The sequence below is a fragment of the Dorea formicigenerans genome, assembly GCF_025150245.1.
GTDB classification, from domain to species: domain Bacteria; phylum Bacillota; class Clostridia; order Lachnospirales; family Lachnospiraceae; genus Dorea; species Dorea formicigenerans.
This window is the reverse complement of sequence record NZ_CP102279.1, coordinates 1,806,076-1,830,417: the sequence shown is the minus strand read 5'-3', so window position 1 is coordinate 1,830,417 and position 24,342 is coordinate 1,806,076. Positions and strand designations below refer to the sequence as shown.

The 24,342-nt window shown below is 42.4% G+C and carries 19 protein-coding genes; 17 read left to right on the top strand and 2 right to left on the bottom strand.

Annotated features, from left to right (window positions below):
• Positions 1-43 precede the first annotated feature (43 nt).
• Positions 44-583, bottom strand: coding sequence for a helix-turn-helix domain-containing protein (locus NQ560_RS08975; RefSeq protein WP_005331176.1), 540 nt, complete (start codon positions 581-583; stop codon positions 44-46).
• 431 nt (positions 584-1,014) lie between these two features.
• On the opposite strand from NQ560_RS08975, the gene NQ560_RS08970 reads away from it, so the two are divergent.
• From NQ560_RS08970 to NQ560_RS08950, 5 genes are all read left to right on the top strand, one after another.
• A complete protein-coding gene (locus NQ560_RS08970; RefSeq protein WP_233420455.1) occupies positions 1,015-1,854 on the top strand; it encodes a substrate-binding periplasmic protein in 840 nt (279 codons plus the stop codon).
• Complete coding sequence (locus tag NQ560_RS08965) at positions 1,851-4,838, top strand: response regulator (RefSeq protein WP_005331171.1); 2,988 nt, start codon at positions 1,851-1,853, stop codon at positions 4,836-4,838. The genes NQ560_RS08970 and NQ560_RS08965 overlap by 4 nt, the downstream gene beginning before the upstream one ends.
• 115 nt (positions 4,839-4,953) lie before the next feature.
• The gene (locus tag NQ560_RS08960) at positions 4,954-5,766 is read left to right on the top strand and encodes an FAD binding domain-containing protein (protein WP_005331170.1); all 813 of its coding nucleotides are present in this window, start codon (positions 4,954-4,956) and stop codon (positions 5,764-5,766) included.
• Positions 5,756-6,241, top strand: coding sequence for a (2Fe-2S)-binding protein (locus tag NQ560_RS08955; RefSeq protein WP_005331169.1), 486 nt, complete (start codon positions 5,756-5,758; stop codon positions 6,239-6,241). The genes NQ560_RS08960 and NQ560_RS08955 overlap by 11 nt, the downstream gene beginning before the upstream one ends.
• Complete coding sequence (locus NQ560_RS08950; protein ID WP_005331167.1) at positions 6,229-8,535, top strand: xanthine dehydrogenase family protein molybdopterin-binding subunit; 2,307 nt, start codon at positions 6,229-6,231, stop codon at positions 8,533-8,535. Before NQ560_RS08955 ends, NQ560_RS08950 begins: the two co-directional genes overlap by 13 nt.
• 77 nt (positions 8,536-8,612) lie before the next feature.
• Here the strand turns inward: NQ560_RS08950 and aroC are convergent, their stop codons facing one another.
• Positions 8,613-9,716 carry a chorismate synthase gene (gene aroC, locus NQ560_RS08945; RefSeq protein ID WP_005331165.1) on the bottom strand — a complete coding sequence of 368 codons (1,104 nt, stop codon included), beginning with the start codon at positions 9,714-9,716 and terminating at the stop codon, positions 8,613-8,615.
• A 167-nt stretch (positions 9,717-9,883) separates the two neighbouring features.
• On the opposite strand from aroC, the gene NQ560_RS08940 reads away from it, so the two are divergent.
• From NQ560_RS08940 to NQ560_RS08885, 12 genes are all read left to right on the top strand, one after another.
• On the top strand, positions 9,884-11,425 hold the full coding sequence (locus tag NQ560_RS08940) for a L,D-transpeptidase family protein (protein ID WP_040015299.1): 1,542 nt from the start codon (positions 9,884-9,886) through the stop codon (positions 11,423-11,425).
• 25 nt (positions 11,426-11,450) lie between these two features.
• Positions 11,451-12,581 (top strand): tRNA guanosine(34) transglycosylase Tgt, encoded by a 1,131-nt coding sequence (gene tgt / locus NQ560_RS08935; protein ID WP_005331151.1) that lies wholly within the window; start codon positions 11,451-11,453, stop codon positions 12,579-12,581.
• A 185-nt stretch (positions 12,582-12,766) separates the two neighbouring features.
• Positions 12,767-13,072: a preprotein translocase subunit YajC gene (yajC, locus tag NQ560_RS08930; RefSeq protein ID WP_005331150.1), complete on the top strand. Its 306-nt coding sequence runs from the start codon at positions 12,767-12,769 to the stop codon at positions 13,070-13,072.
• Between the two features lie 51 nt (positions 13,073-13,123).
• Positions 13,124-14,044, top strand: a complete 921-nt coding sequence (locus NQ560_RS08925) for an alpha/beta hydrolase (protein ID WP_005331149.1) — start codon at positions 13,124-13,126, stop codon at positions 14,042-14,044.
• Positions 14,045-14,046: 2 nt separating this feature from the next.
• Positions 14,047-15,867, top strand: coding sequence for a DUF6320 domain-containing protein (locus NQ560_RS08920; RefSeq protein WP_005331148.1), 1,821 nt, complete (start codon positions 14,047-14,049; stop codon positions 15,865-15,867).
• Positions 15,868-15,889: 22 nt separating this feature from the next.
• On the top strand, positions 15,890-16,666 hold the full coding sequence (gene udp, locus NQ560_RS08915) for a uridine phosphorylase (protein ID WP_040015298.1): 777 nt from the start codon (positions 15,890-15,892) through the stop codon (positions 16,664-16,666).
• A 4-nt stretch (positions 16,667-16,670) separates the two neighbouring features.
• Positions 16,671-17,369: a purine-nucleoside phosphorylase gene (deoD, locus tag NQ560_RS08910; RefSeq protein ID WP_005331146.1), complete on the top strand. Its 699-nt coding sequence runs from the start codon at positions 16,671-16,673 to the stop codon at positions 17,367-17,369.
• 147 nt (positions 17,370-17,516) lie between these two features.
• Positions 17,517-18,599 carry a 3-isopropylmalate dehydrogenase gene (leuB, locus tag NQ560_RS08905; protein WP_005331145.1) on the top strand — a complete coding sequence of 361 codons (1,083 nt, stop codon included), beginning with the start codon at positions 17,517-17,519 and terminating at the stop codon, positions 18,597-18,599.
• A 46-nt stretch (positions 18,600-18,645) separates the two neighbouring features.
• The gene (gene ilvD, locus NQ560_RS08900; RefSeq protein ID WP_005331144.1) at positions 18,646-20,319 is read left to right on the top strand and encodes a dihydroxy-acid dehydratase; all 1,674 of its coding nucleotides are present in this window, start codon (positions 18,646-18,648) and stop codon (positions 20,317-20,319) included.
• A gap of 23 nt (positions 20,320-20,342) precedes the next feature.
• Positions 20,343-22,019, top strand: a complete 1,677-nt coding sequence (gene ilvB, locus NQ560_RS08895) for a biosynthetic-type acetolactate synthase large subunit (RefSeq protein ID WP_005331143.1) — start codon at positions 20,343-20,345, stop codon at positions 22,017-22,019.
• 48 nt (positions 22,020-22,067) lie between these two features.
• Positions 22,068-23,150, top strand: a complete 1,083-nt coding sequence (serC, locus tag NQ560_RS08890; RefSeq protein ID WP_005331142.1) for a 3-phosphoserine/phosphohydroxythreonine transaminase — start codon at positions 22,068-22,070, stop codon at positions 23,148-23,150.
• Between the two features lies 1 nt (position 23,151).
• Positions 23,152-24,315, top strand: coding sequence for a phosphoglycerate dehydrogenase (locus NQ560_RS08885; protein ID WP_005331141.1), 1,164 nt, complete (start codon positions 23,152-23,154; stop codon positions 24,313-24,315).
• The last annotated feature ends 27 nt before the right edge of the window (positions 24,316-24,342 follow it).

Here is a 24,342-nt window from a genome sequence, read left to right as displayed (position 1 = left end):
CCGGCTATCAAGGAAGTCCTGATAGATAAGAAGTCTGCTCAGCCTAAAAGTTCGGCGGGGTGCTGACCCATAAAATAACGGCACCGGATGTGCCAAAAGCTTCTATATAATGTTCAGAGTGAGGTGTGAAATAAAAAGATTCTCCTTTTTTCGCAGTGTAACTTTTATGTCCGATATGAATCTTGATACTTCCTTTTAATACATAACCAAATTCTTCACCTTCGTGTGGGAGATCCCGGTAAGTTAATCCGCCAGGCTTTAGAGTCAGACGGATCGGTTCCATCATATTTTTCTGAGCGTTCGGTATGATCCATTCGGTCTTGCTGCCAAGTTCAGAATCAATTTTCTCAAAATAGTCTTCATTTTGAAATACAATCTGATCTTCCGGCTCTTCCTGAAAAAATTCTGAGACGGTTGTGCCCAGGCACTGCAAAATGTCCATCAATGTCGCAATGGACGGGGAGGTGAGATCCCGTTCCAGCTGGGAAATAAATCCCTTGGACAGTTCACTGCGGTCTGCCAGCTCTTCCTGGGTGAGCCCCTTGGCGACGCGGAGTTCCTTAATCTTTTTGCCGATATCCATCAAAAATCCACCTTTCTGAAAGAATCATTATGGATTCCTTGTGTTGATTTAAAGTAAACATGATAAAAGCCGTCACCAACAAAAATAAAATTAAACTCAAAGTTTAGTATTTGTTAACAAACGACCTGAAAATCATTATACAGGAAAAATACTAAAAATCAACAGTTTAAATGAAAATAATTGAAAAATGAATGTAAAATTTCAGAATGTAAAAATGAGCAAAAAAATGAGCAAAAATGCAGATGAAAAATGCAGATGAAGGCAGTTTTTTATGGACATGATAAATCATGAATGCTATAATAACTTAGTTTGACAATATGTCAGATGAGCGGTATGTCATGCAATTGCATGACGCGCACCTCGCAGCAAGAATGCCGAGGCATTCCTGAATTATTTATGGACATAAAGATAAGAATGAAAAGGAACTGGATATGAGAAAAAATCGAAAGAATAATTCCCATACCTATAGGAAAAGAATTTGTATTATGGCAGTTCTTCTGGCTGGCAGTCTTATGCTGGGAGGGTGTGGAGTAAAGAAAGAGAAAGCGGCAGACAACGAACTGCCGGAGATTGTCATTGGAATGGATTATTTTGAACCTTACAGTTATCAGGTGAGTAATGGTGAATATAAAGGTATTGATGTGGAACTTGCCAAGGAAGCATTTCAGAGGCTGGGATACCAGCCTAAGTTCGAGAATATAGTCTGGGAAGATAAAGATGAACTTCTGGCAGAAGGAACAATCGACCGTCTGTGGAGCTGTTATTCCATGAATGGAAGAGAAGATAAATATCAGTGGGCAGGTCCGTATCTGTACAGTCGTCAGATGGTGGCTGTAAGAAAAGAGAGTGAAATCAATACTATTCAGGATCTGGAAGGAAAGAGGATTGCGGTTCAGGCGACCACAAAGGCAGAGGATCTTTTCCTTCATAAGATTGCGTCAGATCTTCCACAAATGGAGTCGGTAAACTGCTTTTCTACGACGAATGAACTTTATGCTGCACTTAGAAAAGATTATGTAGATGCGATTGCAGGTCATGAGGCAATGCTGGGCAGCCTGGTGAGAGATGGAGAGGATGCATACCGTATGCTGGACGAGAGTATCTATACTTCAGAACTTGGAATTGCTTTTAAAAAAGGAACCCACAAAGAAGTAGCACAAGAGCTTACAGAAACTCTCGAAGAGATGCGAAATGAGGGCATTACAGAAGAAATAGTCAAAAAGTACGGATTGGATGCGGATGAAATCCTGCCGGGAGGAAAAAGCAAATGAGCAGACAGGTAAGAACGCAGATGCCGCAGACGCAGAAAAAAGATAAGAGGAGTAAAAGCAAAGGAAAGAACTTTGACAAAAATGCATGCTTATTGGTGTTTGTTCTGATTTTTTCCGGAATCCTGATTTTTCTTCTGTTGACAGCGAGTGATAATAAAAAACTGAATAGTACGTTGAATGAGACATTTGACTTTGCAAAAACCAGGATTGAAAGGTATGAGAACTATAATACGAATGACCAGGTGAAGAGTCTGGTGCGCCTGATGGACAAAACAACAGAATTAAGCCGGGTCATAGCACAGGAAGACAATCTCAGTGAGGAGATGCTGGATGAATATGCAAACGAACAGCGTCTGACAGGAATCCTTGTGTTGGATCAGAACCAGAAAGTGACAGAACAGACTGCAAAAGATGGAGATGCTATGCTATTGTGGCAAAAGCTGATTGAAAGTGATTATGTGTGTGATATTGCCAAGTACCCCCAAAAGACTTATACGACCCGTCTGAGAAATGAAGGAAAGCTCTATGATTTTGCGGCAGTGGCAAGACAGGATGCAGCAGGGATAGTGATCACATATATGCAGAAAGAGGAAGTAAGTGAGTTAAACGGAGACCTGACGATGAAATCGTTATTTGCGGATTTCCCTTTTGAAATGAATGGAAGCATAGTGATCTGTGATGATGACAAGGTTGTCAGTACCAATAAACAGGAGCTTCTTTCGAGTTCTGTAGAAGAATCAAAGTCATTGTATAAAAATGAATTTAAGGCAGGGGGGAATGGAATTGTCTGTCTTCATTCAAAGGACGGAAACTGGTATGGACGCAAGGAGAAGATTAAAGACTATGATGCATATATCTTTTTCCCGGAAAGCCAGGTTTACATCACACGAAATATCGTATGTGTGATGTATGTGTTACTTGCCTTACTTCTTTTCTCTCTTTATTGGGTGAGCAGGAACAGAACAGAAAAGAGAAGTATCCTTCAAGATCAGAAGAGACTTCGTGTGATCAATGCACTTGGCCATGCATATTCTTCAATTTCTCTTGTGAATATAAAAACAGAGAAAATCGAAATTGTAAAATCTTCAAGGAATATGAAGCCGGATCAGAAAGGGGATATTCTTTCCAAAGTGCACCTGGAAGAACTGATACAGCAGGTTATTACAGAGCCATTTCAGGAGAAATATCGTGAATTTATCAATATGAGTACGGTGACACAGCGTCTGGAAGAACGTGAGACGTTGAGCTTTACAGCTCAGACAGTAGAAGGAAGGTGGCTGACAATAATCATTGTGCCGCAGGGATATGATAAAACTGGGAAACTAAGTACAGTTTTGGTTGCGAACCGTGATGTAACAGAGGAAAAAGAACGAGAGATAGAGCGGGATAAGAATCTGAGAAATGCACTCGCAGCTGCGGAACATGCAAACAGGGCGAAAACAGCGTTCCTGAATAATATGTCCCATGATATCCGTACGCCGATGAATGCGATTATTGGATTTACAGCACTTGCGACAACGCATATTGGCAACACAGAACTTGTTCTGGATTATCTGAAAAAAATTCATACATCCAGTCAGCATTTGCTTAGCCTGATCAATGATGTGTTGGATATGAGCAGAATCGAGAGCGGTTCTGTTCGAATTGAATATACAACGGTACACCTGCCGGATATTTTGCATGATTTAAGAACGATCATTCAGGGATCTGTACATTCCAAACAGCAGGATCTTTATATTGATACACAGGATGTAATTCATGAAGATATCATTACCGACAAGCTGCGTCTGACACAGGTCCTTCTCAATATTTGCAGTAATGCTGTAAAATTCACACCGGTCGGCGGTATGATTAACATTCGTGTTTCGGAGAAGCCATGCAGAAGAGATGGATACATAACGGTCGTTTTCAGTGTGAAGGATAATGGAATCGGAATGTCTAGGGAGTTCCGAAAGCATGTGTTTGATTCTTTTTCAAGAGAGCATACTGTTACGGAGAATGGGATTGGAGGAACCGGTCTTGGAATGGCGATCACCAAAAACATTGTGGACATGATGGGTGGTACAATTCAGGTTGAAAGTGAAACCGGAAAAGGAACAGAATTTACAATTATGCTTGAATGCGAAACATCAGGAGAGACAGTGAAACGGGAACCTGTTCCAGAGCTAAAAGGTGCCAGAGCGCTTGTGGTGGATGATGATGCACAAACTTGTATGAGTGTGAGCAGAATGCTGCGTGAGATTGAAATGACGGCAGACTGGACAACTTCGGGAAAAGAAGCGGTACTTCGGGCAAAAGAAGCGTATGAACAGAATCAGGAATTTAAAGTGTATATCATTGACTGGCTGATGCCGGATATGAACGGAATCGAGACAGTACGCAGGATTCGTATGGTGGTTGGAGAGGAGTATCCGATTATTATCCTGACTGCCTATGACTGGTCAGATGTTGAACAGGAGGCAAGAGAGGCGGGAGTAACTGCATTTGTGTCGAAACCGTTGTTTCTTTCAGAGCTGCGGGAAGTTCTGATGAGTCAGGCGCAAAGAGAACTCCTTAAGAATGAAAAACAGAAGGCTCAGGCGGAAAACCGAAAGAGTTATGCAGGTAAAAAAGTCCTTCTTGTAGAGGATAATGAGTTGAATCGCGAGATTGCAACAGCAATCATGAAAGAAATTGGTCTGGAAGTGGATACAGCAGAGGATGGCACAGATGCTGTGAATATCATGTCATCAGCAGAAGGCAGGAAATATGATCTGATTTTTATGGATATTCAGATGCCGAAGATGGATGGCTATACTGCAACCCGGGAGATACGTACGCTGAACAATCACAAATGTGCGAATATCCCAATCATTGCGATGACTGCAAATGCTTTTGAGGAAGACCGTAAAAAGGCGGTCAAGGCTGGTATGAATGGTCACATTGCCAAACCAATCAGTGCAGATGTAATTCTGGAAAATCTGGATCAGATTTTTGAAGGATAAAGAAGAAAAAAAACAGGTTTTGACAAATCACCTATATTTCCGTAAAATATAATTGGTTATTTATGCAAAATGGATTTTAAAATTTCTGAAAAATCAGGGAGAATGAAGAGAGATTATGATTAAGATCAAGAATTATAAAAAGGTAGAAAACCTGGAAGAAGCCTGGGAGCTGAACCAGAAGCGCACGAACCGGATTATTGGAGGTATGCTCTGGGTAAAGATGAGTGATGCTAATGTGCAGACTGCAATCGACCTGTCTGGACTTGGGTTGGATCAGATTGAAGAGACAGAAGAGGAGTTCAGGATCGGCTGCATGGTCACGCTTCGTCAGATGGAATTGCATGAAGGATTGTCTCATTATACAGAAGGCGCAGTGAAAGACGCGTTTCGACATATTGTAGGAGTACAGTTCCGTAATCTTGCAACAGTCGGAGGAAGTCTGTTCGGCAGATTTGGATTTTCAGATGTGTTGACACTTCTGCTTGCATTAGATTGTGATGTGGAGCTTTACAAAGGAGGAATCATGTCCATTCAGGAGTTTGCGAAACTTAAAAGAGACAATGATATTCTGGTTCACATTATAATAAAGAAGACGCCAGTTCATATTTGTTATCAGTCTGTGAGAAATACAGTGACAGATTTCCCGACACTTAACCTGACAGCAGCAATCTTTGCTGATAAGATGCGTATTAGTATCGGTGCCAGACCGGGAAAAGCTATGTTGTTCGAAGACGCGGCTGGATTGTTGAAGGGGCTGACAGATGGAAGTGTTACAGAAGAAGTGATGCACACATTTGCCAAAGAGATAAAAGAAAAGCTTCCGACTGGAAGTAATATGCGAGGAACTGCTGAGTATCGAAGCCATCTGGCAGAGGTTATGACCGTTCGTGCACTTCGTATACTGGGAGGTGACAGAAATGCAGATTAGTATCGTACTTAATGGAAAGAAAATTCAGGAAGAGATCGAACCGGACCTGCTTCTTATAGATTTTGTAAGAAAGCATGGATGTAAAAGTGTAAAACGTGGATGTGAGACTTCAGGTTGTGGACTTTGCACAGTATTTTTAGATGACAAGCCGGTACTATCCTGTTCTATTCTGGCAGCCAGAGTAGATGGACATAAAGTCACAACGCTTGAAGGGCTTAAGGAAGAAGCGGAAGAGTTTGGCGCATTCATTGCAGACCAGGGAGCAGAGCAGTGTGGTTTCTGTAATCCGGGCATGATTATGAATGCACTGGCATTATTCCGTGAAAATGAATTTCCGAATGAGGAAGAGATAAAAGAGTATCTGGCAGGGAATCTGTGCCGTTGTTCCGGGTATGAGGGACAGCTTCGTGGAATCCAGAATTTCCTTGTCTGGAAGAAAGAAAAAAGAGGGGAGGAAGTATCATGCAAATTGTAAATCAGCCAGTCAGAAAAAAAGATGCCATGCAGCTTGTGACCGGTCAGCCAGTATATATGGATGATATGATCCCGGAAGATTGTCTGATCGTGAAACTGCTCAGATCCCCTCATGCAAATGCGGTGGTGCAGGAGATTCAGACAGATAAGGCAATGAAAGTTCCTGGAATTGAGGCCATCTATACATGGAAGGATATCGACCAGAACGGACGAAGATTTACATGTGCAGGACAGACTTATCCAGAACCCAGTCCATATGACCGTCTGATTCTGGATCGTCATGTCAGATTTGTAGGAGATCCGGTTGCGATTGTGGCAGGAGAGACAGAAAAAGCGGTGGACAGAGCCATTTCCATGATCAAGGTACAGTACGAGGTGTTGGAACCGATCCTTGATTATCATAAAGCTTTGGATAATCCAATTCTGGTGCACCCGGAAGATAACTGGGAGGCGCTTTGTCCGGTAGGAGCAGATAATAAAAGAAATCTGTGCGCACATGAGGCGAGTGAACATGGAGATATTGATCAAGTACTGTCAGACTGTGACATTATCATCGACCAGGTATATCATACAAAAGCCTGCCAGCAGACGATGATGGAAACAATGCGTACATATTGTTCCATTGATACATATGGACGTCTGAATGTATTTAGCTCTACCCAGATTGTGTTTCACTGCAGAAGGATCATTGCAAATGCACTTCATATTCCAAAATCACAGGTACGTGTCAGCAAGCCGCGTATCGGAGGAGGTTTTGGAACAAAACAGACAGCGGTCTGTGAGGTCTATCCGGCATATGTGACCTGGATGACAAAGAAGCCGAGTAAGATTATTTTCACCCGTGAGGAATGTATGACAGCTTCTTCTCCGCGACATGAGATGGAAATGCATGTGAAACTTGGAGCTATGAAAGATGGAACTATCCGTGGAATTGATCTGTACACCATTTCTAACACAGGTGCCTATGGGGAACATGGACCGACAACAGTCGGACTGTCCGGGCACAAATCTATTCCGCTTTACGGAAAAGCAGAGGCATTCCGCTTTGTTTACGACGTGGTTTATACGAATGTTATGTCTTCTGGAGCTTATCGTGGATATGGTGCAACACAGGGACTTTTTGCCATTGAGACAGCAGTTAATGAACTGGCAGAAAAACTCCATATGGATCCGATGAAACTTCGTGAGATGAACATAGTAAAAGAAGGACAGGTCATGCCTGCATTTTACGGTGAGACAAATACAAGCTGTGCCTTGGACCGTTGTATTGCAAAGGTGAAAGAGATGAGTCACTGGGATGAGAATTATCCGGTTCGCGAACTAGGACATGGAAAAGTCCGTGCTCTTGGTATGGGACTTGCCATGCAGGGATCTTGTATCAGTGGATTAGATGTAGGCAGTGCAGCGCTGAAACTGAATGATGAAGGTTTCTACATTATGCGAATTGCAGCAGCAGACATGGGAACAGGTTGTGATACGATTCTTGCACAGATTGCAGCAGAAGTATTGGAGTGTCCGCTTGATAAAGTAATTGTATTTGGAGCAGATACGGATGCATCACCATATGATTCAGGATCTTATGCATCCAGTACGACTTATGTAACCGGAAAGGCAACTGAGCTGTGTGCGAGAAAGCTTAGAGATAAGATTTGTCTTGTCGGAGCTAAGATGCTTGGATGTGATGAGAAAGAAGTAGAATTTGACGGTGATAAAGTCATCTATAGAGGCGAAAAGACTCTGAAAAAAACAGAAGTTTCCCTGTTTGATATTGCAACAGCGTCTATGGCGGGCAACAGTATTGCTCTGGAAGAGACTGTGACCATGAGCCAGCCGACTTCACCACCGCCATTTATGGCAGGCGTGGCAGATGTGGAAGTGGATCTTCTGACCGGACAGGCAAAAGTGATAGATTATTATACTGCTGTTGACTGTGGGACTCCGGTGAACCCAAACCTGGCAAGAGTTCAGGCTGAGGGCGGAATCCTTCAGGGAATCGGAATGGCACTGACGGAGAATATCACTTATGATGCAAAGGGAAGACTTTATGAAAATTCTCTCATGCAATATAAGATTCCGACAAGAGAAGATATCGGTCATATTCATGTAGAGTTTGAGAGCAGCTATGAGAAGTCTGGTCCATTTGGCGCAAAATCTATCGGTGAGGTCGTGATCAATACACCACTTTCGGCAATTGCTCATGCAATTTATAATGCAACCGGACACCGATTCAGGGAACTCCCAATCATGCCGGAACAGATTGCTATGTGTGAAGAAAATCCGATGTGGAAAAAGTAGGGTTATAGTACAGATAAATGAGTTGAAAAGAGAAGTCGTAAGGGTAAAAGCTTAGGACTTCTCTTTTTTTGACGTTATTATTTTTTACAGTAAAATGCTTCTAAGGCATCCATCTTTGCGGACATATTTATCATCATCTGGTCTAAAATTGTGATTGCGGCCATAGATTCTACAACAACAACAGCCCTTGGTACAACAACCGGATCGTGACGTCCGGTAATGGCAATCGTCGTATCTTCGAAAGCCGTATTGATGGTCTGCTGTTCCTTGCTGATGGAAGGAGTCGGTTTAAATGCAGCCCGCAAAATCAGCTCAGAACCATCACTCATACCTCCGAGGATTCCGCCGGCGTGGTTCGTCTTTTTTATAACGGCACCATTCTGACATGTAAATGCATCATTGTTGCTGCTGCCGTGGCTTTTTGAAGCTTCAAATCCGTCACCGATTTCCACACCTTTGACAGCGCCAATGGAAACGACAGCTTTTGCGAGAGAAGCGTCAAGTTTATCAAAGACTGTCTCACCGATTCCGGCCGGCATGCCTTTTACGCGGCATTCCACAATTCCACCGGAAGAATCCTGATTTTTCATGCAGGATTCCAGATAATCGGAAGCTTTTTTTGCATAAGCATTATTTGGCATATATAACATATTTTCGGCAATATCTTCATAACGATATTCCGTTTCAGGAATACAGATATCTCCAATAGAACGGGTAAAGGCAATCAGGTCGATTCCTAATTGTTCCAGGATTTTTTTTGCAATTGCACCGGCTGCGACCCGGCCAATTGTTTCACGGGCAGAAGAACGTCCGCCACCGCGGTAATCGCGGATGCCATATTTTGCATCAAATGTATAATCAGCATGTCCGGGACGGTAACAGTCTTTAATTTTACCGTAATCTCTGGAACGCTGGTCCTGATTGTAGACAATGACAGAGATTGGTGTGCCGGTTGTCTTACCCTCGAAAACACCGGAGAGAATCTGGACAGTGTCGCTTTCATTTCTCTTCGTTGTAAATTTACTCTGTCCAGGTTTTCTTCGGTCGAGCTGTTTTTGTATATCTTCTTCACTTAAGGAAAGTCCTGAAGGACACCCGTCGATCACAACACCGATTGCAGGTCCGTGAGATTCTCCCCATGTGGTGATACGGAACAATGTTCCATAAGTTGATCCAGCCATAATGTCAATTTCTCCTTTGATGTCATAGGTTTTGTTATAGATTTCTTTTTATTATAAAACAATCTTAATAAATTCTTCAAGAATTTTTCGTGAATTAGCTCTGTACTTTTAGAAGAGTGCATATTATAATGATAGCGTGTGAACTAGAAAAGGGGAGTTTGACGAACATGTTTGGAAAAAAGAAGAAAAACGAGTACGAAGAAGAAGTAGTAGAAGAAGGCAGAGACGAGTTTGACGTAGATTATAATGACGATGAAGATTTCGAGACAGACTTTGTATCTCTGGACGAAGATGAAGATGAGAAACCAAAGAGAGGCGGCATTGGCAAGAAGGTAGGTATCACGTTTGGTGTGATCTTAGCAGTTCTGGTAGTTGCTTATGTTGGCATGGCGTTTTACTTTGACAGTCATTTTATGTTCAACACAACGATCAATGGTAATAATTTTGCATTGAAGAGTGTTGCACAGGTGGAAAAATATATGGAACAACAGGTTGCGGATTATACTTTGACACTTCAGGAATCTGACGGCGACAGTGAACAGATTACAGGAAGCGAGATTTCTTTGGAATATGTGCCGGGAGATGAAGTTAAAGAGTTGGCAAAGAAGCAGAACAAGTTTCTTTGGATTACATCTCTGTGGGAGAAGCCGGTGATTGAGGCAAAGATTGGAGTGAAGTATGATGAGAATGCACTTGCAAGGCGTATTGAGAGTTTGAATTGCCTGAAAGAAGAGAATCAGGTGGCTTCTGTAGATGCGCATCCAGAATTCCAGAATACAGAGTTTGTGGTCGTGCCAGAGGTCATTGGTACGCAGATTGATACAGAGACATTTAATAAAGATATCAGAGAGTCGATAGAAGGATTCCAGGATACCTTGAATCTGACAGATACGAACTGCTATATCAAACCGAGATTTTTATCAGATTCCCAGGAAGTAGTGGCAGCAAAGGATACCATGAACAGCTATCTTGGAGCGAATGTTACATATGACTTTAATCCGAATACAGAAGTGGTAGATGCATCTGTCATTTCACAGTGGGTGATTGTGGATGCAGATATGAACGTTACATTTAATCAGGAAGCAGTAAAAGAGTATATTGCTGCTCTTGCAACAAAATATAATACGAAAGGAAAACCGCGTCAGTTTACAACTGCAACAGGCAATACTGTCACAGTTGAAGGTGGCGGTTATGGCTGGAAAATCAATCAGGATGCAGAGTATGATGCATTGATCGCCAATATCCAGAATGCTGAGACTGTAACAAGAGAGCCGGAATATTCCAGTCGTGCAGCCAACCATACTGCAATGGATATGGGAAATACATATGCAGAAGTCGATCTTACCACGCAGCATATGTGGTTTATTAAAGACGGACAGATTGCGCTGGAGACCGATATTGTAACAGGTAATCCGAACAAGGGAAATGCGACACCGCAGGGAACCTATTCTTTGGCATACAAGTCAAAAAATAAGACACTTCGCGGAACAAAGAAACCAGATGGAACTTACGAGTACGAGACACCGGTTGCTTACTGGATGCCATTTAATGGAGGTATCGGATTCCACGATGCAACATGGCAGTCTTCATTTGGAGGCAACAGATATTTAAGTCACGGTTCACATGGCTGTGTTAATATGCCGAAAGATAAAGCGGCGGCACTTTATGACCTGATTCCGGATGGATGCCCGGTAGTATGTCATTATTAAAAAAAGAAAAAGAGAGGGAAAGATCATGTATGAATTATTAAAGACAGATGGTCTTGCCAAAAGAGGAAGATTACATACAGTACATGGGGTCATTGAGACCCCTGTATTTATGAATGTAGGAACTATTGCGGCAATCAAGGGCGCGGTGTCAACAACAGATCTGCAGGAGATTGGGACACAGGTTGAATTATCCAACACATATCATCTTCATGTAAGACCGGGAGATGAGGTCGTAAAGAAACTTGGCGGTCTTCATAAGTTTATGGTGTGGGACAAGCCGATTCTTACTGATTCCGGTGGATTTCAGGTGTTTTCGCTGGCAGGGCTCAGAAGAATAAAAGAAGAGGGAGTATACTTTAACTCTCATATCGATGGAAGAAAGATTTTTATGGGACCGGAGCAGAGTATGCAGATCCAGTCCAATCTGGCCTCCACCATTGCGATGGCATTTGACGAGTGTCCGTCCAGTGTTGCAGACCGGGATTATATGGAAAATTCTGTGAACCGTACGACCAGATGGCTTAAGAGATGTAAAGCAGAGATGGACAGACTGAACAGTCTTCCAGATACAATTAACAAGCATCAGATGTTATTCGGCATCAATCAGGGCGGCGTGTATGAGGATATCCGTGTGCGCCATGCACAGGAGATTTCAGAACTGGATCTGGATGGCTATGCAGTTGGCGGACTTGCAGTTGGAGAGAGTCATGAGGAGATGTACCGGATTCTGGATGCAGTTGTGCCGTATTTGCCACAGAATAAACCGACGTATCTGATGGGAGTCGGAACACCGGCGAATATTCTGGAAGCTGTAGAACGTGGTGTTGACTTCTTTGACTGTGTATATCCAAGCAGAAACGGACGCCATGGACATGTGTATACGAATCATGGAAAGATGAATCTGTTCAATGCCAAGTATGAGTTAGATACAAGACCAATTGAGGAAGGTTGTAACTGCCCGGTATGCAGAACGTATTCCAGAGCTTATGTGAGACATCTTCTGAAAGCAAAGGAGATGCTTGGTATGAGATTTTGTGTACTTCATAATCTATATTTCTATAATAAGATGATGGAAGAGATCCGCGAGGCAATTGAGGCAGGAAGATACAAAGAATATAAAGAAGAGAAGCTTCGCAGAATGGCAGAGGGCGAGTAGATCACAGGCAGATCAGAAAAATCGCAGATGATATTTGGTACGGGAACGGGCAGAATTTTCAGGTGAGAATTGTAAAAATAGAAAATATTTATAAAATCGCGTAGAAATGATGAAAATATCTTGATGAAAATGTCAAATTCCTGTATAGTAGAAACAGTGTTTAATGAAATTTAGGAGGAAATATTATGTACGCATTGGCAGCACAGAGCGCAGGAACAAACTGGGTAGTACTGATTTTAGTATATGTAGTAATATTCGGTGGATTTTATATGTTATTCATGCGCCCACAGAAAAAAGAGCAGAAGAGAATCCAGGAGATGATCGCAGAGATGGAAGTCGGTGATACCGTACTTACAACAAGCGGTTTCTACGGAGTAATCATCGACATTACAGATGATGATCTTATCGTAGAGTTTGGTAATAATAAGAACTGTAGAATCCCGATGCAGAAAGCAGCAATCGCACAGGTTGAGAAAGCATCTGCTGAATAGGAAGATGAGGAGTGAAGAAGAATCCCGGGACCGGGGTTCTTCTTTTTCTATATGGCGATCAATCATTCTATGAAGAAGATTTTAAAGGCACTGTCGTTTGACGGGATTGAGGTGGAGGCAGCCAGACATCTTGCCAGCCTCAAAGCGATAGACCCAATGAAAATCTTTCACAAAACAATCGATTACAAGATATATAACGGAGATTATGAAGTGCCGGTGCGTATTTATCTGCCGAGAGAAAAGGTGACGGAAGATCTTCCGGTCTTTTTGTTTTTCCACGGTGGCGGCTGGGTAACGGATTGTATTGATAATTATGAAAGAATCTGTGCAAGACTGGCATCCGCGACAGAACATATTGTGGTGTCGGTAGAATACAGACTGGCGCCGGAACATCCATTTCCAACAGGTTTTATGGACTGTTATGCAGTGGCCAAAGCCATTTATACAAATCGGTTTATTTTAAATGTGAATCCTCAACGCATTACATTGATCGGTGACAGTGCTGGCGGAAATCTTGCGGCAGCAGTTTCACTGAAAGCAAGAGATGATGGGATTTTTAAGCCTCAAAGACAGATTTTGATCTATCCGGCAGTGAATAATGACTACAGTGAAACATCCAGGTTCCAGTCAGTAAAAGACTGTGGAAGTGATTATCTTCTGACAGCGGGAAAGATGCGTGATTATATTGATTTTTATGCGTCCAGAGAAGAAGATAAGAAGAATAAATATTTTGCACCACTGATGGAGACGGATTACAGAAATCAACCGGATACATTAATTCTGACAGCAGAGTTCGATCCACTTCGAGATGAAGGGGAAGAATATGGAAAGCGGCTAAAGGAAGCCGGTAATTACGTGGAGGTTCATCGAATCAAAGATGCGCTTCACGGATATTTTGCGCTTGGGATCCGGTATTTCCATGTGCAGGAAAGTTTTGAACTGATCAATCAGTTCTTAGGTAGGAGGGAATAAAAGTGTTCCAGCAAAGAAGAGCATATTGGCGGAATCTGGACAATGCGGCAAAAATGTTTTCCGCTGCCAGCAGCCCGAAGGATACAAGGGTATTTCGCTTTTATTGCGTATTAAAAGAAAAGATTGACGGAAGTGTTCTTAAGATGGCATTGGATCAGACAATCCAGAAGTATCCGGTCTTTCTGTCAGTCATGCGAAAAGGACTTTTCTGGCATTATCTTGAGAAAAGTGATCTGCGGCCGGTCGTAAGGGAAGAGTACAAGGAACCGTGCAGCCATCTTTATATAAGAGATAAAAAAGAATTATTATTTGAAGTCACCTATTATAAGAACCGGATTAATTTTGAAGTGTTTCATGCACTGACAGATGGGACGGGAGCAACTGAATTTTTGCGAGAGCTTGTGAAGAACTATCTTTATCTGATGCATGAAAAGGATGGTCTGGAAAATGTGATCCTTACGGAGCAAGATCTGACAGTAAAAGATCAGGAGGAGGATGGTTTTGGCCGTTACTACAATCCAGATGAGCGTGGTACGAGAAAGAAAAAGAATCATGCTTATCAGATTCGCCGGGAGAGTAAGGAATATGAAGAACTTCAGATTGGCGAGACGACTGCCTCAGTAAAAGAACTTCTGGAAGTATCAAGAAAACATGGCGTATCCATGTCTGTATTTTTGACGGCAGCGATGATCTGTGCGATTCATGAAGAACAAAGTAAGATTCAGGAAAAGAAGCCTGTAATTTTAATGGTTCCAGTGAATTTGAGAAAAATTTTTCCATCTGATTCTATGCTGAATTTTTTTAGTTATATTGAACCGGGATATCGTTTCGGGGAAGGCAAAGATTCTTTTGATGATGTGCTGGAAGCAACAAAGCAGTATTTTGAAGAAAATCTGTCAAAAGAAAAAATTGCGGAACGTATGAACAATCTAATTGCCTATGAGAAACATAAAATTTTAAAATGGGCGCCGCTGGAACTGAAGAACCGTTGTATCAAGATGGGAGCGAAGCTTGCAGAGCGGGAAGTGACAGCAGTATTGTCCAATATGAGTGTGGTGAAGATGCCGCCGGAATATGCAAAATATATTGAACGTTTCGGAGTTTACACAAGCACCATGCGTACAGAGCTTTGTGTATGCTCTTTTGGAGATACATTGTCATTTGCGTTTACTTCCAGATATGACAGCACGAATATTCAGCGTAATTTTTATCGCATATTGAAGGAACAGGGAATCTTCGTAAAAAAAGTGGAAGCAGATTACCCGAAAGAGGCTAAACCCAATTATGAAGGAAAGAAAGTATTTCAGATTTTTAATTTCTGCTGTATTGCAGCAGTTGTTCTGTGTATCATGTTAAATCTGATCCTGACACCAGATTTACACTGGTGGATATTTGCGGTAGCAGGAGGATTTAGTATGTGGCTTGCATTTGCAACTGGATACCTGAAACGTTATAATTTACTTAAGAATGCGATGTGGCAGTTGCTTATTGTGAGCATAGGAAGTATTTTGTGGGATATTTTTACAGGGTGGCACAGGTGGTCGGTAGATCTGGTATTGCCGCTAGTCTGCCTGATCGTGGAGATATTGATGGAGTTGATTGCAAGGATCCAGTCACATCCGCCAAAAGAATATATGATTTATTATGTAATGGCATCGGTCTACAGCATGGTACTGCCTCTGATTCTAATGGCGACAGGTGTGATTTTGTACCGTGCATTTGCAGTTATCTGTGTGGGCTTAAGCTTTTTATTCTTTATAAGACTACTTCTATTTAGAAAAAAAGAATTTAAAGAAGAAATGTATAAAAAGTTTCATGTGTAATGATGCGAAGGAGGTATGTCATATGATTAATTATTCAGAAGACAAAGACAGACAGTATCACGTACAACTGGAAGAAGGGGATGTTGGGAGATATGTGATCCTGACCGGAGATCCAAAGCGCTGTCAGAAGATTGCAGAACATTTTGAAGATGCTCTGCCTGTAGCAGACAGTCGTGAATTTACAACTTATACCGGCTATCTGGAAGGAGAGAAAGTCAGTGTAACGTCGACCGGGATTGGAGGTCCGTCTGCGGCAATCGCACTGGAAGAACTGGCAAATGTAGGAGCCGATACATTTATCCGGGTGGGAACAAGTGGAGGTATGCAGTTAGAGGTAAAAAGTGGTGATCTTGTCATTGCTACAGGAGCAGTCCGCATGGAAGGAACAAGCAAAGAATATGCGCCAGTTGAGTTTCCGGCAGTGTCGGATTTTCATATCACGAATGCGCTTGTAGAGGCAGCAGAAAATCTGAAATTTCCTTATCATGTGGGTGTGGTGGAATGTAAAGATTCTTTTTATGGGCAGCATGCACCACAGACGAAGCCTGTTGGATATGAACTATTAAATAAATGGAATGCATGGGTTCAGTGTGGCTGCCTGGCCTCAGAGATGGAATCAGCAGCACTATTCGTTGTGGCAAGTTACAGGAAAGTACGGATTGGAACGGTTCTTCTTACAATGGCGAACCAGGAGCGGGCAAAGAAAGGACTGGATAATCCAGTCGTGCATGATACAGAGGCACCGATTCGTACAGCAGTAGAAGCACTTCGTATACTGATCAGAAAAGAGAGGAGATAATGCTATGGGAACACCACACAATGAAGCAGAAAAAGGAGAGATTGCAAAACGAGTTCTGATGCCGGGAGATCCGCTTCGTGCAAAATATATTGCGGAACATTTTTTGGAAGATGCAGTATGTTTTAATACTGTGAGAAATATGCTCGGATACACGGGAACTTATAAAGGAGAGAAGATTTCTGTTATGGGAGGCGGTATGGGAGTCCCGTCGGTCGGAATCTATACTTATGAACTGTACCATGAATATGAAGTGGAAGAAATTATCCGCATCGGCTCGGCAGGAGCCCTTCAGGATGATGTGGATCTTCGGGATGTGGTCATTGCTGTAGGTGCCTGTACAGATTCGAATTATGCCGCACAGTATAATCTTCCGGGAACATTTGCACCGATTGCGGATTATGAATTACTGGAAAGTGCCGTAAACACGGTAAGAGAGAAAGGGCTGACAGTCCGTGCCGGAAATGTACTTACTTCCGATGTATTTTATAATGATGATCCGACAGTCAATGACCGTTGGCGCAAGATGGGAGTACTTGCAGTGGAAATGGAAGCAGCAGCACTTTATATGAATGCAGCAAGAGCAGGGAAAAAGGCACTCTGCATGCTTACAATTTCCGATCATTTATACAAAGATGAAAAATTATCTGCCAGGGAGCGACAACTGGGATTTGATAATATGATACAAATTGCATTAGATATGTGATTTTGATGGAGTATTTGCTTATTTTCCAGGTGCCGGAGCAGTTTTTTGATAGGTTTAGCGTATTAAAGTATTGAAATCTGTTAAAAAATAGGCTAATATAAAAAACATAGATTTTTTTGCAGCACTAGTCTAGGAAGGAAGATACATATGAATTTAAAAATTGGCGTGATCAAAGGGGACGGAATTGGCCCGGAAATCGTAACAGAGGCGATGAAAGTATTAGATAAAGTAGCCAAGCGTTACGGTCATAATATAGAGTACAGACAGTTACTGATGGGTGGAGCTTCCATCGATGTGCATGGTGTTCCTCTTACCGATGAGACAGTAGCAGAGGCAAAATCCTGCGATGCAGTTCTGATGGGATCTATCGGTGGAAACACAAGTACATCACCATGGTACAAATTAGAGCCATCTAAAAGACCGGAGGCGGGACTTCTCCGTATCCGTAAAGAGTTGAATCTTTTTGCAAACTTAAGACCGGCAATTCTTTACGATGAATTGAAAGGAGCATGTCCGTTAAAAGAAGAGATCACAGAAGGCGGATTTGATCTGATGATCATGAGAGAGCTTACCGGTGGACTTTACTTTGGAGAGAGAAAGACAGAAGAAGTCGACGGAGTGATGACTGCATTTGACAGTCTTACATATAACGAGAATGAAATCCGCAGAATTGCAAAGAGAGCATTTGACATTGCAATGAAGCGCAGAAAGAAAGTTACAAGTGTAGATAAAGCAAATGTTCTGGATTCTTCCAGACTCTGGAGAAAAGTAGTGGAAGAAGTTGCAAAGGATTACCCGGAAGTAACTTTGGAGCACATGCTTGTAGATAACAGTGCAATGCAGTTGGTAAAAGACCCGAAACAGTTCGATGTTATCCTGACAGAGAACATGTTCGGAGATATTCTTTCTGACGAGGCAAGTATGATTACAGGATCCATCGGAATGCTTGCAAGCGCAAGCCTGAACGAGACAAAATTTGGCCTTTATGAGCCAAGCGGCGGATCTGCACCGGATATTGCAGGACAGGGAATCGCAAACCCAATTGCAACAATTCTTTCCGCAGCAATGATGTTAAGATTTAGTTTTGACCTTGACAAAGAAGCAGACGCAATTGAGGCATCTGTGGCAAAAGTATTAAAAGACGGATATCGTACCATTGATATCATGTCTGAAGGAAAGACTCAGATCGGAACAGCCCGGATGGGTGATGAAATCGCAGCAAATATATAGAATAAAGTGTGGTAAGAAAGAATAATACAAAAAGGAGAACAAAAACATGAGAAGTGATACAGTAACAAAAGGAAAACAGCAGGCACCACATCGTTCCCTTTTTAATGCACTGGGAATGACACAGGAAGAGATGGACAGACCATTAGTTGGTATCGTAAGCTCTTATAATGAAATCGTTCCAGGACATATGAATTTGGATAAGATCGTAAATGCAGTAAAACAGGGTGTTGCAATGGCTGGTGGAACACCAGTTGTATTTCCGGCAATCGCAGTCTGTGATGGAATTGCGATGGGACATATTGGAATGAAGTATTCTCTTGTAACAAGAGATCTGATCGCAGACTCTACAGAGGCTATGGCAATGGCGCATCAGTTCGATGCACTTGTTATGGTTCCGAACTGCGATAAGAACGTACCGGGACTTCTGATGGCAGCAGCCAGAATTAATATTCCGACAATCTTTGTCAGCGGAGGACCGATGCTTGCAGGACATGTAAAAGGCCAGAAGAGAAGTCTTTCCAGCATGTTTGAGGCTGTTGGAGCGAATGCAGCAGGAACACTTTCTGATGAAGATCTGTGCGAATTTGAGAACAAAGTATGTCCAACATGCGGATCTTGTTCTGGTATGTATACAGCCAACAGTATGAACTGTCTAACTGAAGTGCTTGGAATGGGACTTCGTGGAAACGGAACAATCCCGGCTGTATATTCTGAGAGAATCCGTCTTGCAAAACATGCAGGTATGAAGGTTATGGAATTATTGGAGAAAAATATTCGTCCAAGAGATATTATGACAGAGGATGCAATCCTGAATGCATTGACGGTTGATATGGCACTTGGATGTTCTACAAACAGTATGCTTCACCTTCCGGCAATCGCACATGAGATTGGTATGGATTTTGAGATTGATTTCGCAAATGGAATCAGTGAAAAGACTCCAAACCTTTGCCATCTTGCGCCGGCAGGTCCGACTTATATGGAGGATCTCAATGAGGCAGGTGGTGTCTATGCGGTTATGGCTGAACTGAACAAAAAAGGATTGCTTCATACAGACTGCATGACAGTTACAGGTAAGACAGTAGGCGAGAACATTGAAGGAGTGCAGAACAAAGATCCAGAGGTTATCCGTCCAATCGACAATCCGTACAGCCAGACAGGCGGACTTGCAGTATTAAAAGGAAATCTTGCACCGGACGGAAGTGTTGTAAAGCGTTCTGCAGTAGTAGATGAAATGCTTGTACATGAAGGACCGGCAAGAGTCTTCGAATGTGAGGAAGATGCAATCACAGCAATCAAAGGCGGCAAGATCAACCACGGTGATGTTGTTGTTATCCGTTATGAAGGACCAAAGGGTGGTCCTGGTATGAGAGAGATGTTGAACCCGACTTCTGCAATCGCAGGAATGGGACTTGGTTCCAGCGTTGCTCTGATCACAGACGGACGTTTCAGTGGAGCTTCCAGAGGAGCATCTATTGGACATGTTTCACCAGAGGCTGCAGTTGGCGGACCAATCGCACTTGTAGAAGAAGGAGACATCATCAAGATCGATATCCCGAACATGAAGCTTGAGTTAGATGTATCTGATGAAGAACTGGCTAAGAGAAAAGAAAAATGGCAGCCAAGAGAGCCGAAGGTTACAACCGGATACCTTGCAAGATATGCAGCTATGGTTACATCCGGAAACCGGGGAGCGATCCTGGAAGTACCGAAAGCTAAATAATGATAGAACAGGAGTTATAAAGTATGCAGTTGACAGGATCAGAAATCGTAATCGAATGTTTGAAAGAGCAAGGCGTGGATACTGTATTTGGGTATCCTGGCGGAGCAATTTTAAATGTGTACGATGAATTATATAAACATCAGAATGAAATCAAGCATATCCTGACTTCCCACGAACAGGGAGCAGCGCATGCAGCAGACGGATATGCGAGAGCAACAGGTAAAGTTGGTGTGTGTCTTGCAACGAGTGGACCGGGAGCTACGAACCTTGTAACAGGGATTGCTACGGCATATATGGATTCCATTCCGATTGTTGCAATCACATGTAATGTAGGAGTTTCCCTCCTTGGAAAAGACAGTTTCCAGGAGATTGATATTACAGGAATTACGTTACCAATTACAAAGCATAACTTTATTGTAAAGGATGTAAATAATCTGGCAGCGACGATCCGTAAGGCATTTGCCATTGCGAAAAAAGGTCGTCCGGGTCCGGTTCTGATTGATATTCCGAAAGATGTCACTGCAAATAAGGCAGAGTATGTAAAAGAAAAGCCTGTAGCTGTAGAGCCATCACAGAATATCTGTGAAACACAGCTTGACACAGCAGTAGAGATGATAAAGGAGGCAAAGAAGCCTTATATCTTCGTTGGTGGAGGAGCAATTTTATCCGGAGCCAGCGAAGAACTTTATACATTTGCAAAAAAAGTGGATGCACCGGTAACAGATTCTCTTATGGGAAAGGGAGCATTTCCTGGAACAGACCCGTTATATACAGGAATGCTTGGAATGCATGGAACAAAAACTTCCAATTACGGTGTCAGTGAGTGTGATCTTCTGATTGTGATCGGAGCAAGATTCAGTGACCGTGTAACCGGAAATGCACAGAAATTTGCACAGAATGCAAAGATTATCCAGATTGATGTAGATGTTGCCGAGATGAACAAAAATGTGATGATTTCTGCAGGTGTTGTAGGAGACATAAAAGTCGTTCTTGACAGATTGAATGAGCGCCTGGAACAGCAGGATCATGCAGAATGGGTGACTAAAATTCAGAAATACAAAGAAAAATATCCGCTAGTTTATCATAAAGATGTATTGAGTGGTCCGTTCGTAGTAGAAGAGATTTATCGCCAGACAAAGGGCGAGGCTATTATTTCTACAGAGGTCGGACAGCATCAGATGTGGGCAGCACAGTTTTATAAATATACAAAACCAAGAACATTCCTGACATCAGGAGGACTTGGAACCATGGGATATGGTCTTGGCGCAGCTCTTGGAGCGAAGAGTGGAAGAGAAGACAAAGTGGTTGTCAATATTGCAGGAGACGGTTGCTTTAGAATGAATATGAATGAGATCGCAACTGCAGTCCGCCACAATATTCCAGTGATTCAGGTAGTCATCAACAACCACGTTCTTGGTATGGTACGACAGTGGCAGAATCTGTTTTACGGACAGAGATACTCTGCGACAGTACTGAATGATGCAGTAGATTTTGTAAAACTTGCAGAAGCAATGGGTGCAGAAGGCATCCGCGCAACAACACAGGAAGAATTTAAATCAGCTTTTGAAAAGGCAATGAATCTTGGAAGACCAGTTGTCATCGATTGTCAGATTGACAGTGATGATAAGGTATGGCCAATGGTTGCGCCTGGAGCGGCAATCAGTGAAGCGTTTGATGAAGCAGATTTGAAGAATAAATAATAAACAAATTAACAGCTCAAAAAGAGCAAGGGAAATGGAGGCAATACTATGAGTAGAGTGTACAATTTTTCAGCAGGTCCGGCAATGTTACCGGTGGAGGTCCTTAAAGAAGCAGCATCAGAGATGCTGGATTATCAGGGTTCAGGAATGTCCGTGATGGAAATGAGTCACCGCTCTCAGGTATTCCAGAATATTATCGATGAGGCAGAAGCAGATCTTAGAGACTTACTGAATATTCCGGACAATTATAAGGTACTGTTCTTGCAGGGAGGCGCATCCCAGCAGTTCGCTGCAGTTCCTATGAACCTGATGAAAAATGGTGTCGCAGATTATATTGTGACAGGCCAGTGGGCGAAAAAAGCAGCACAAGAGGCAGAAAAATACGGCAAGGTGAATGTCATTGCATCTTCCGCAGATAAGACATTTTCTTATATTCCGGATTGTTCCGATCTTCCGATTGATGACGATGCAGATTACGTATATATCTGTGAGAATAATACAATCTATGGAACGAAGTACAAAGAACTTCCGAATACGAAAGGCAAGACACTGGTTGCAGATGTATCTTCCTGTTTCCTGTCAGAGCCTCACGATGTAGAAAAATACGGTGTTCTCTATGGTGGAGTACAGAAAAATATCGGACCTGCCGGAGTTGTGATTGCAATTATCCGTGAAGATTTGATCCGTGATGACGTACTTCCAGGCACACCGACTATGTTAAAATATAAAACACAGGCGGACAAAGGTTCTCTTTATAACACACCTCCGTGTTATGGAATTTATATTTGCGGCAAAGTCTTCAAATGGTTGAAAAAACAGGGCGGACTTGCTGCAATGAAAGAACACAATGAGAAAAAAGCAAAGATTCTGTATGATTACCTGGATCAGAGCAAGATGTTCAAAGGAACTGTTGTACCAAAAGACCGTTCTCTTATGAATGTTCCATTCGTAATTGGTGACAAAGATCTGGAGGCTAAATTCGTCAAAGAAGCAGATGCAGCCGGATTTGTAAATTTAAAAGGGCACCGTACTGTCGGAGGTATGCGTGCTAGTATTTACAACGCGATGCCAATCGAAGGCGTGGAAGCATTAGTCGAATTCATGAAGAAATTTGAAAAGGAGAACGCTTAATATGTACAAATATCATTGCTTAAATCCAATCGCAGATATTGGATTGAATAACTTTACAGAAGATTATACAAAGATTGATACTGCAGAAGGTGCAGATGCGCTTCTCGTAAGAAGTGCAGTTATGCATGACATGGAGTTTGACAAAAACTTAAAGGCTATTGGAAGAGCAGGAGCAGGAGTTAATAACATTCCTCTGGATACATGTGCGGAGCAGGGAATCGTTGTATTCAACACACCGGGAGCAAATGCAAATGGTGTAAAAGAGCTTGTGATCGCAGGTATGCTTCTTGCGTCTCGTGATATCATAGGAGGAATCAACTGGGTCCAGGAGAATGAAGAAGACGGCAATATCTTAAAAGATGCCGAAAAGGCAAAGAAACAGTTTGCCGGCTGCGAAATCGAAGGTAAGAAGCTGGGAGTCATTGGACTTGGAGCCATTGGTGTTCTTGTTGCCAATGCAGCCGTACATCTTGGAATGGAAGTTTACGGATATGATCCATATCTGTCTGTGGATGCAGCATGGAGACTGTCCAGAAATATTCATCATGCAAAGACCGTTGATGAGCTTTATAAAGATTGTGATTATATTACGATCCATGTGCCGGCTATGGATAGTACAAAAGGCATGATTGACAAGAATGCGATTGGTCTTATGAAAGATGGCGTTGTCATTCTGAATTATGCAAGAAATGTCCTGGTTGATGAAGAGGCAGTAGTAGATGCACTTGTTTCCGGACATGTTAAGAACTATGTGACAGATTTCCCGACACCAATCGTGGCAGGAGTCAAAGGTGCAATTATCACACCACACCTTGGAGCTTCTACAGAAGAGTCTGAAGATAACTGTGCGAAGATGGCAGTTGCAGAAGTAAGAAATTATCTGGAAAATGGTAACATCCAGCATTCTGTAAACTACCCGGACTGCGACATGGGAGTCAAAGGTGAAAATACAAGAATTACATTACTTCACCATAATGTACCGAATATGATTGGACAATTCACGAAGATCCTTGCAGATGATAATATGAATATCGCAGATATGACGAATAAAAGCAAAGGTGAGTATGCATATACGATGATTGATATAGATTCTGATGTGACAGACAGTGTTATCGAGGATCTAACAAAAGTCAAAGATGTGTTAAGAGTACGTGTGATTCGTTAATTGGTACAATTGCAGGTTGATCAAACA

Excerpts from the sequence above, each read along its gene's own strand:
- NQ560_RS08975 (WP_005331176.1), bottom strand. The coding sequence starts at position 583 with ATGGATATCGGCAAAAAGATTAAGGAACTCCGCGTCGCCAAGGGGCTC.
- NQ560_RS08970 (WP_233420455.1), top strand. The coding sequence starts at position 1,015 with ATGAGAAAAAATCGAAAGAATAATTCCCATACCTATAGGAAAAGAATT.
- NQ560_RS08965 (WP_005331171.1), top strand. The coding sequence starts at position 1,851 with ATGAGCAGACAGGTAAGAACGCAGATGCCGCAGACGCAGAAAAAAGAT.
- NQ560_RS08960 (WP_005331170.1), top strand. The coding sequence starts at position 4,954 with ATGATTAAGATCAAGAATTATAAAAAGGTAGAAAACCTGGAAGAAGCC.
- NQ560_RS08955 (WP_005331169.1), top strand. The coding sequence starts at position 5,756 with ATGCAGATTAGTATCGTACTTAATGGAAAGAAAATTCAGGAAGAGATC.
- NQ560_RS08950 (WP_005331167.1), top strand. The coding sequence starts at position 6,229 with ATGCAAATTGTAAATCAGCCAGTCAGAAAAAAAGATGCCATGCAGCTT.
- aroC (WP_005331165.1), bottom strand. The coding sequence starts at position 9,716 with ATGGCTGGATCAACTTATGGAACATTGTTCCGTATCACCACATGGGGA.
- NQ560_RS08940 (WP_040015299.1), top strand. The coding sequence starts at position 9,884 with ATGTTTGGAAAAAAGAAGAAAAACGAGTACGAAGAAGAAGTAGTAGAA.
- tgt (WP_005331151.1), top strand. The coding sequence starts at position 11,451 with ATGTATGAATTATTAAAGACAGATGGTCTTGCCAAAAGAGGAAGATTA.
- yajC (WP_005331150.1), top strand. The coding sequence starts at position 12,767 with ATGTACGCATTGGCAGCACAGAGCGCAGGAACAAACTGGGTAGTACTG.
- NQ560_RS08925 (WP_005331149.1), top strand. The coding sequence starts at position 13,124 with ATGGCGATCAATCATTCTATGAAGAAGATTTTAAAGGCACTGTCGTTT.
- udp (WP_040015298.1), top strand. The coding sequence starts at position 15,890 with ATGATTAATTATTCAGAAGACAAAGACAGACAGTATCACGTACAACTG.
- deoD (WP_005331146.1), top strand. The coding sequence starts at position 16,671 with ATGGGAACACCACACAATGAAGCAGAAAAAGGAGAGATTGCAAAACGA.
- leuB (WP_005331145.1), top strand. The coding sequence starts at position 17,517 with ATGAATTTAAAAATTGGCGTGATCAAAGGGGACGGAATTGGCCCGGAA.
- ilvD (WP_005331144.1), top strand. The coding sequence starts at position 18,646 with ATGAGAAGTGATACAGTAACAAAAGGAAAACAGCAGGCACCACATCGT.
- ilvB (WP_005331143.1), top strand. The coding sequence starts at position 20,343 with ATGCAGTTGACAGGATCAGAAATCGTAATCGAATGTTTGAAAGAGCAA.
- serC (WP_005331142.1), top strand. The coding sequence starts at position 22,068 with ATGAGTAGAGTGTACAATTTTTCAGCAGGTCCGGCAATGTTACCGGTG.
- NQ560_RS08885 (WP_005331141.1), top strand. The coding sequence starts at position 23,152 with ATGTACAAATATCATTGCTTAAATCCAATCGCAGATATTGGATTGAAT.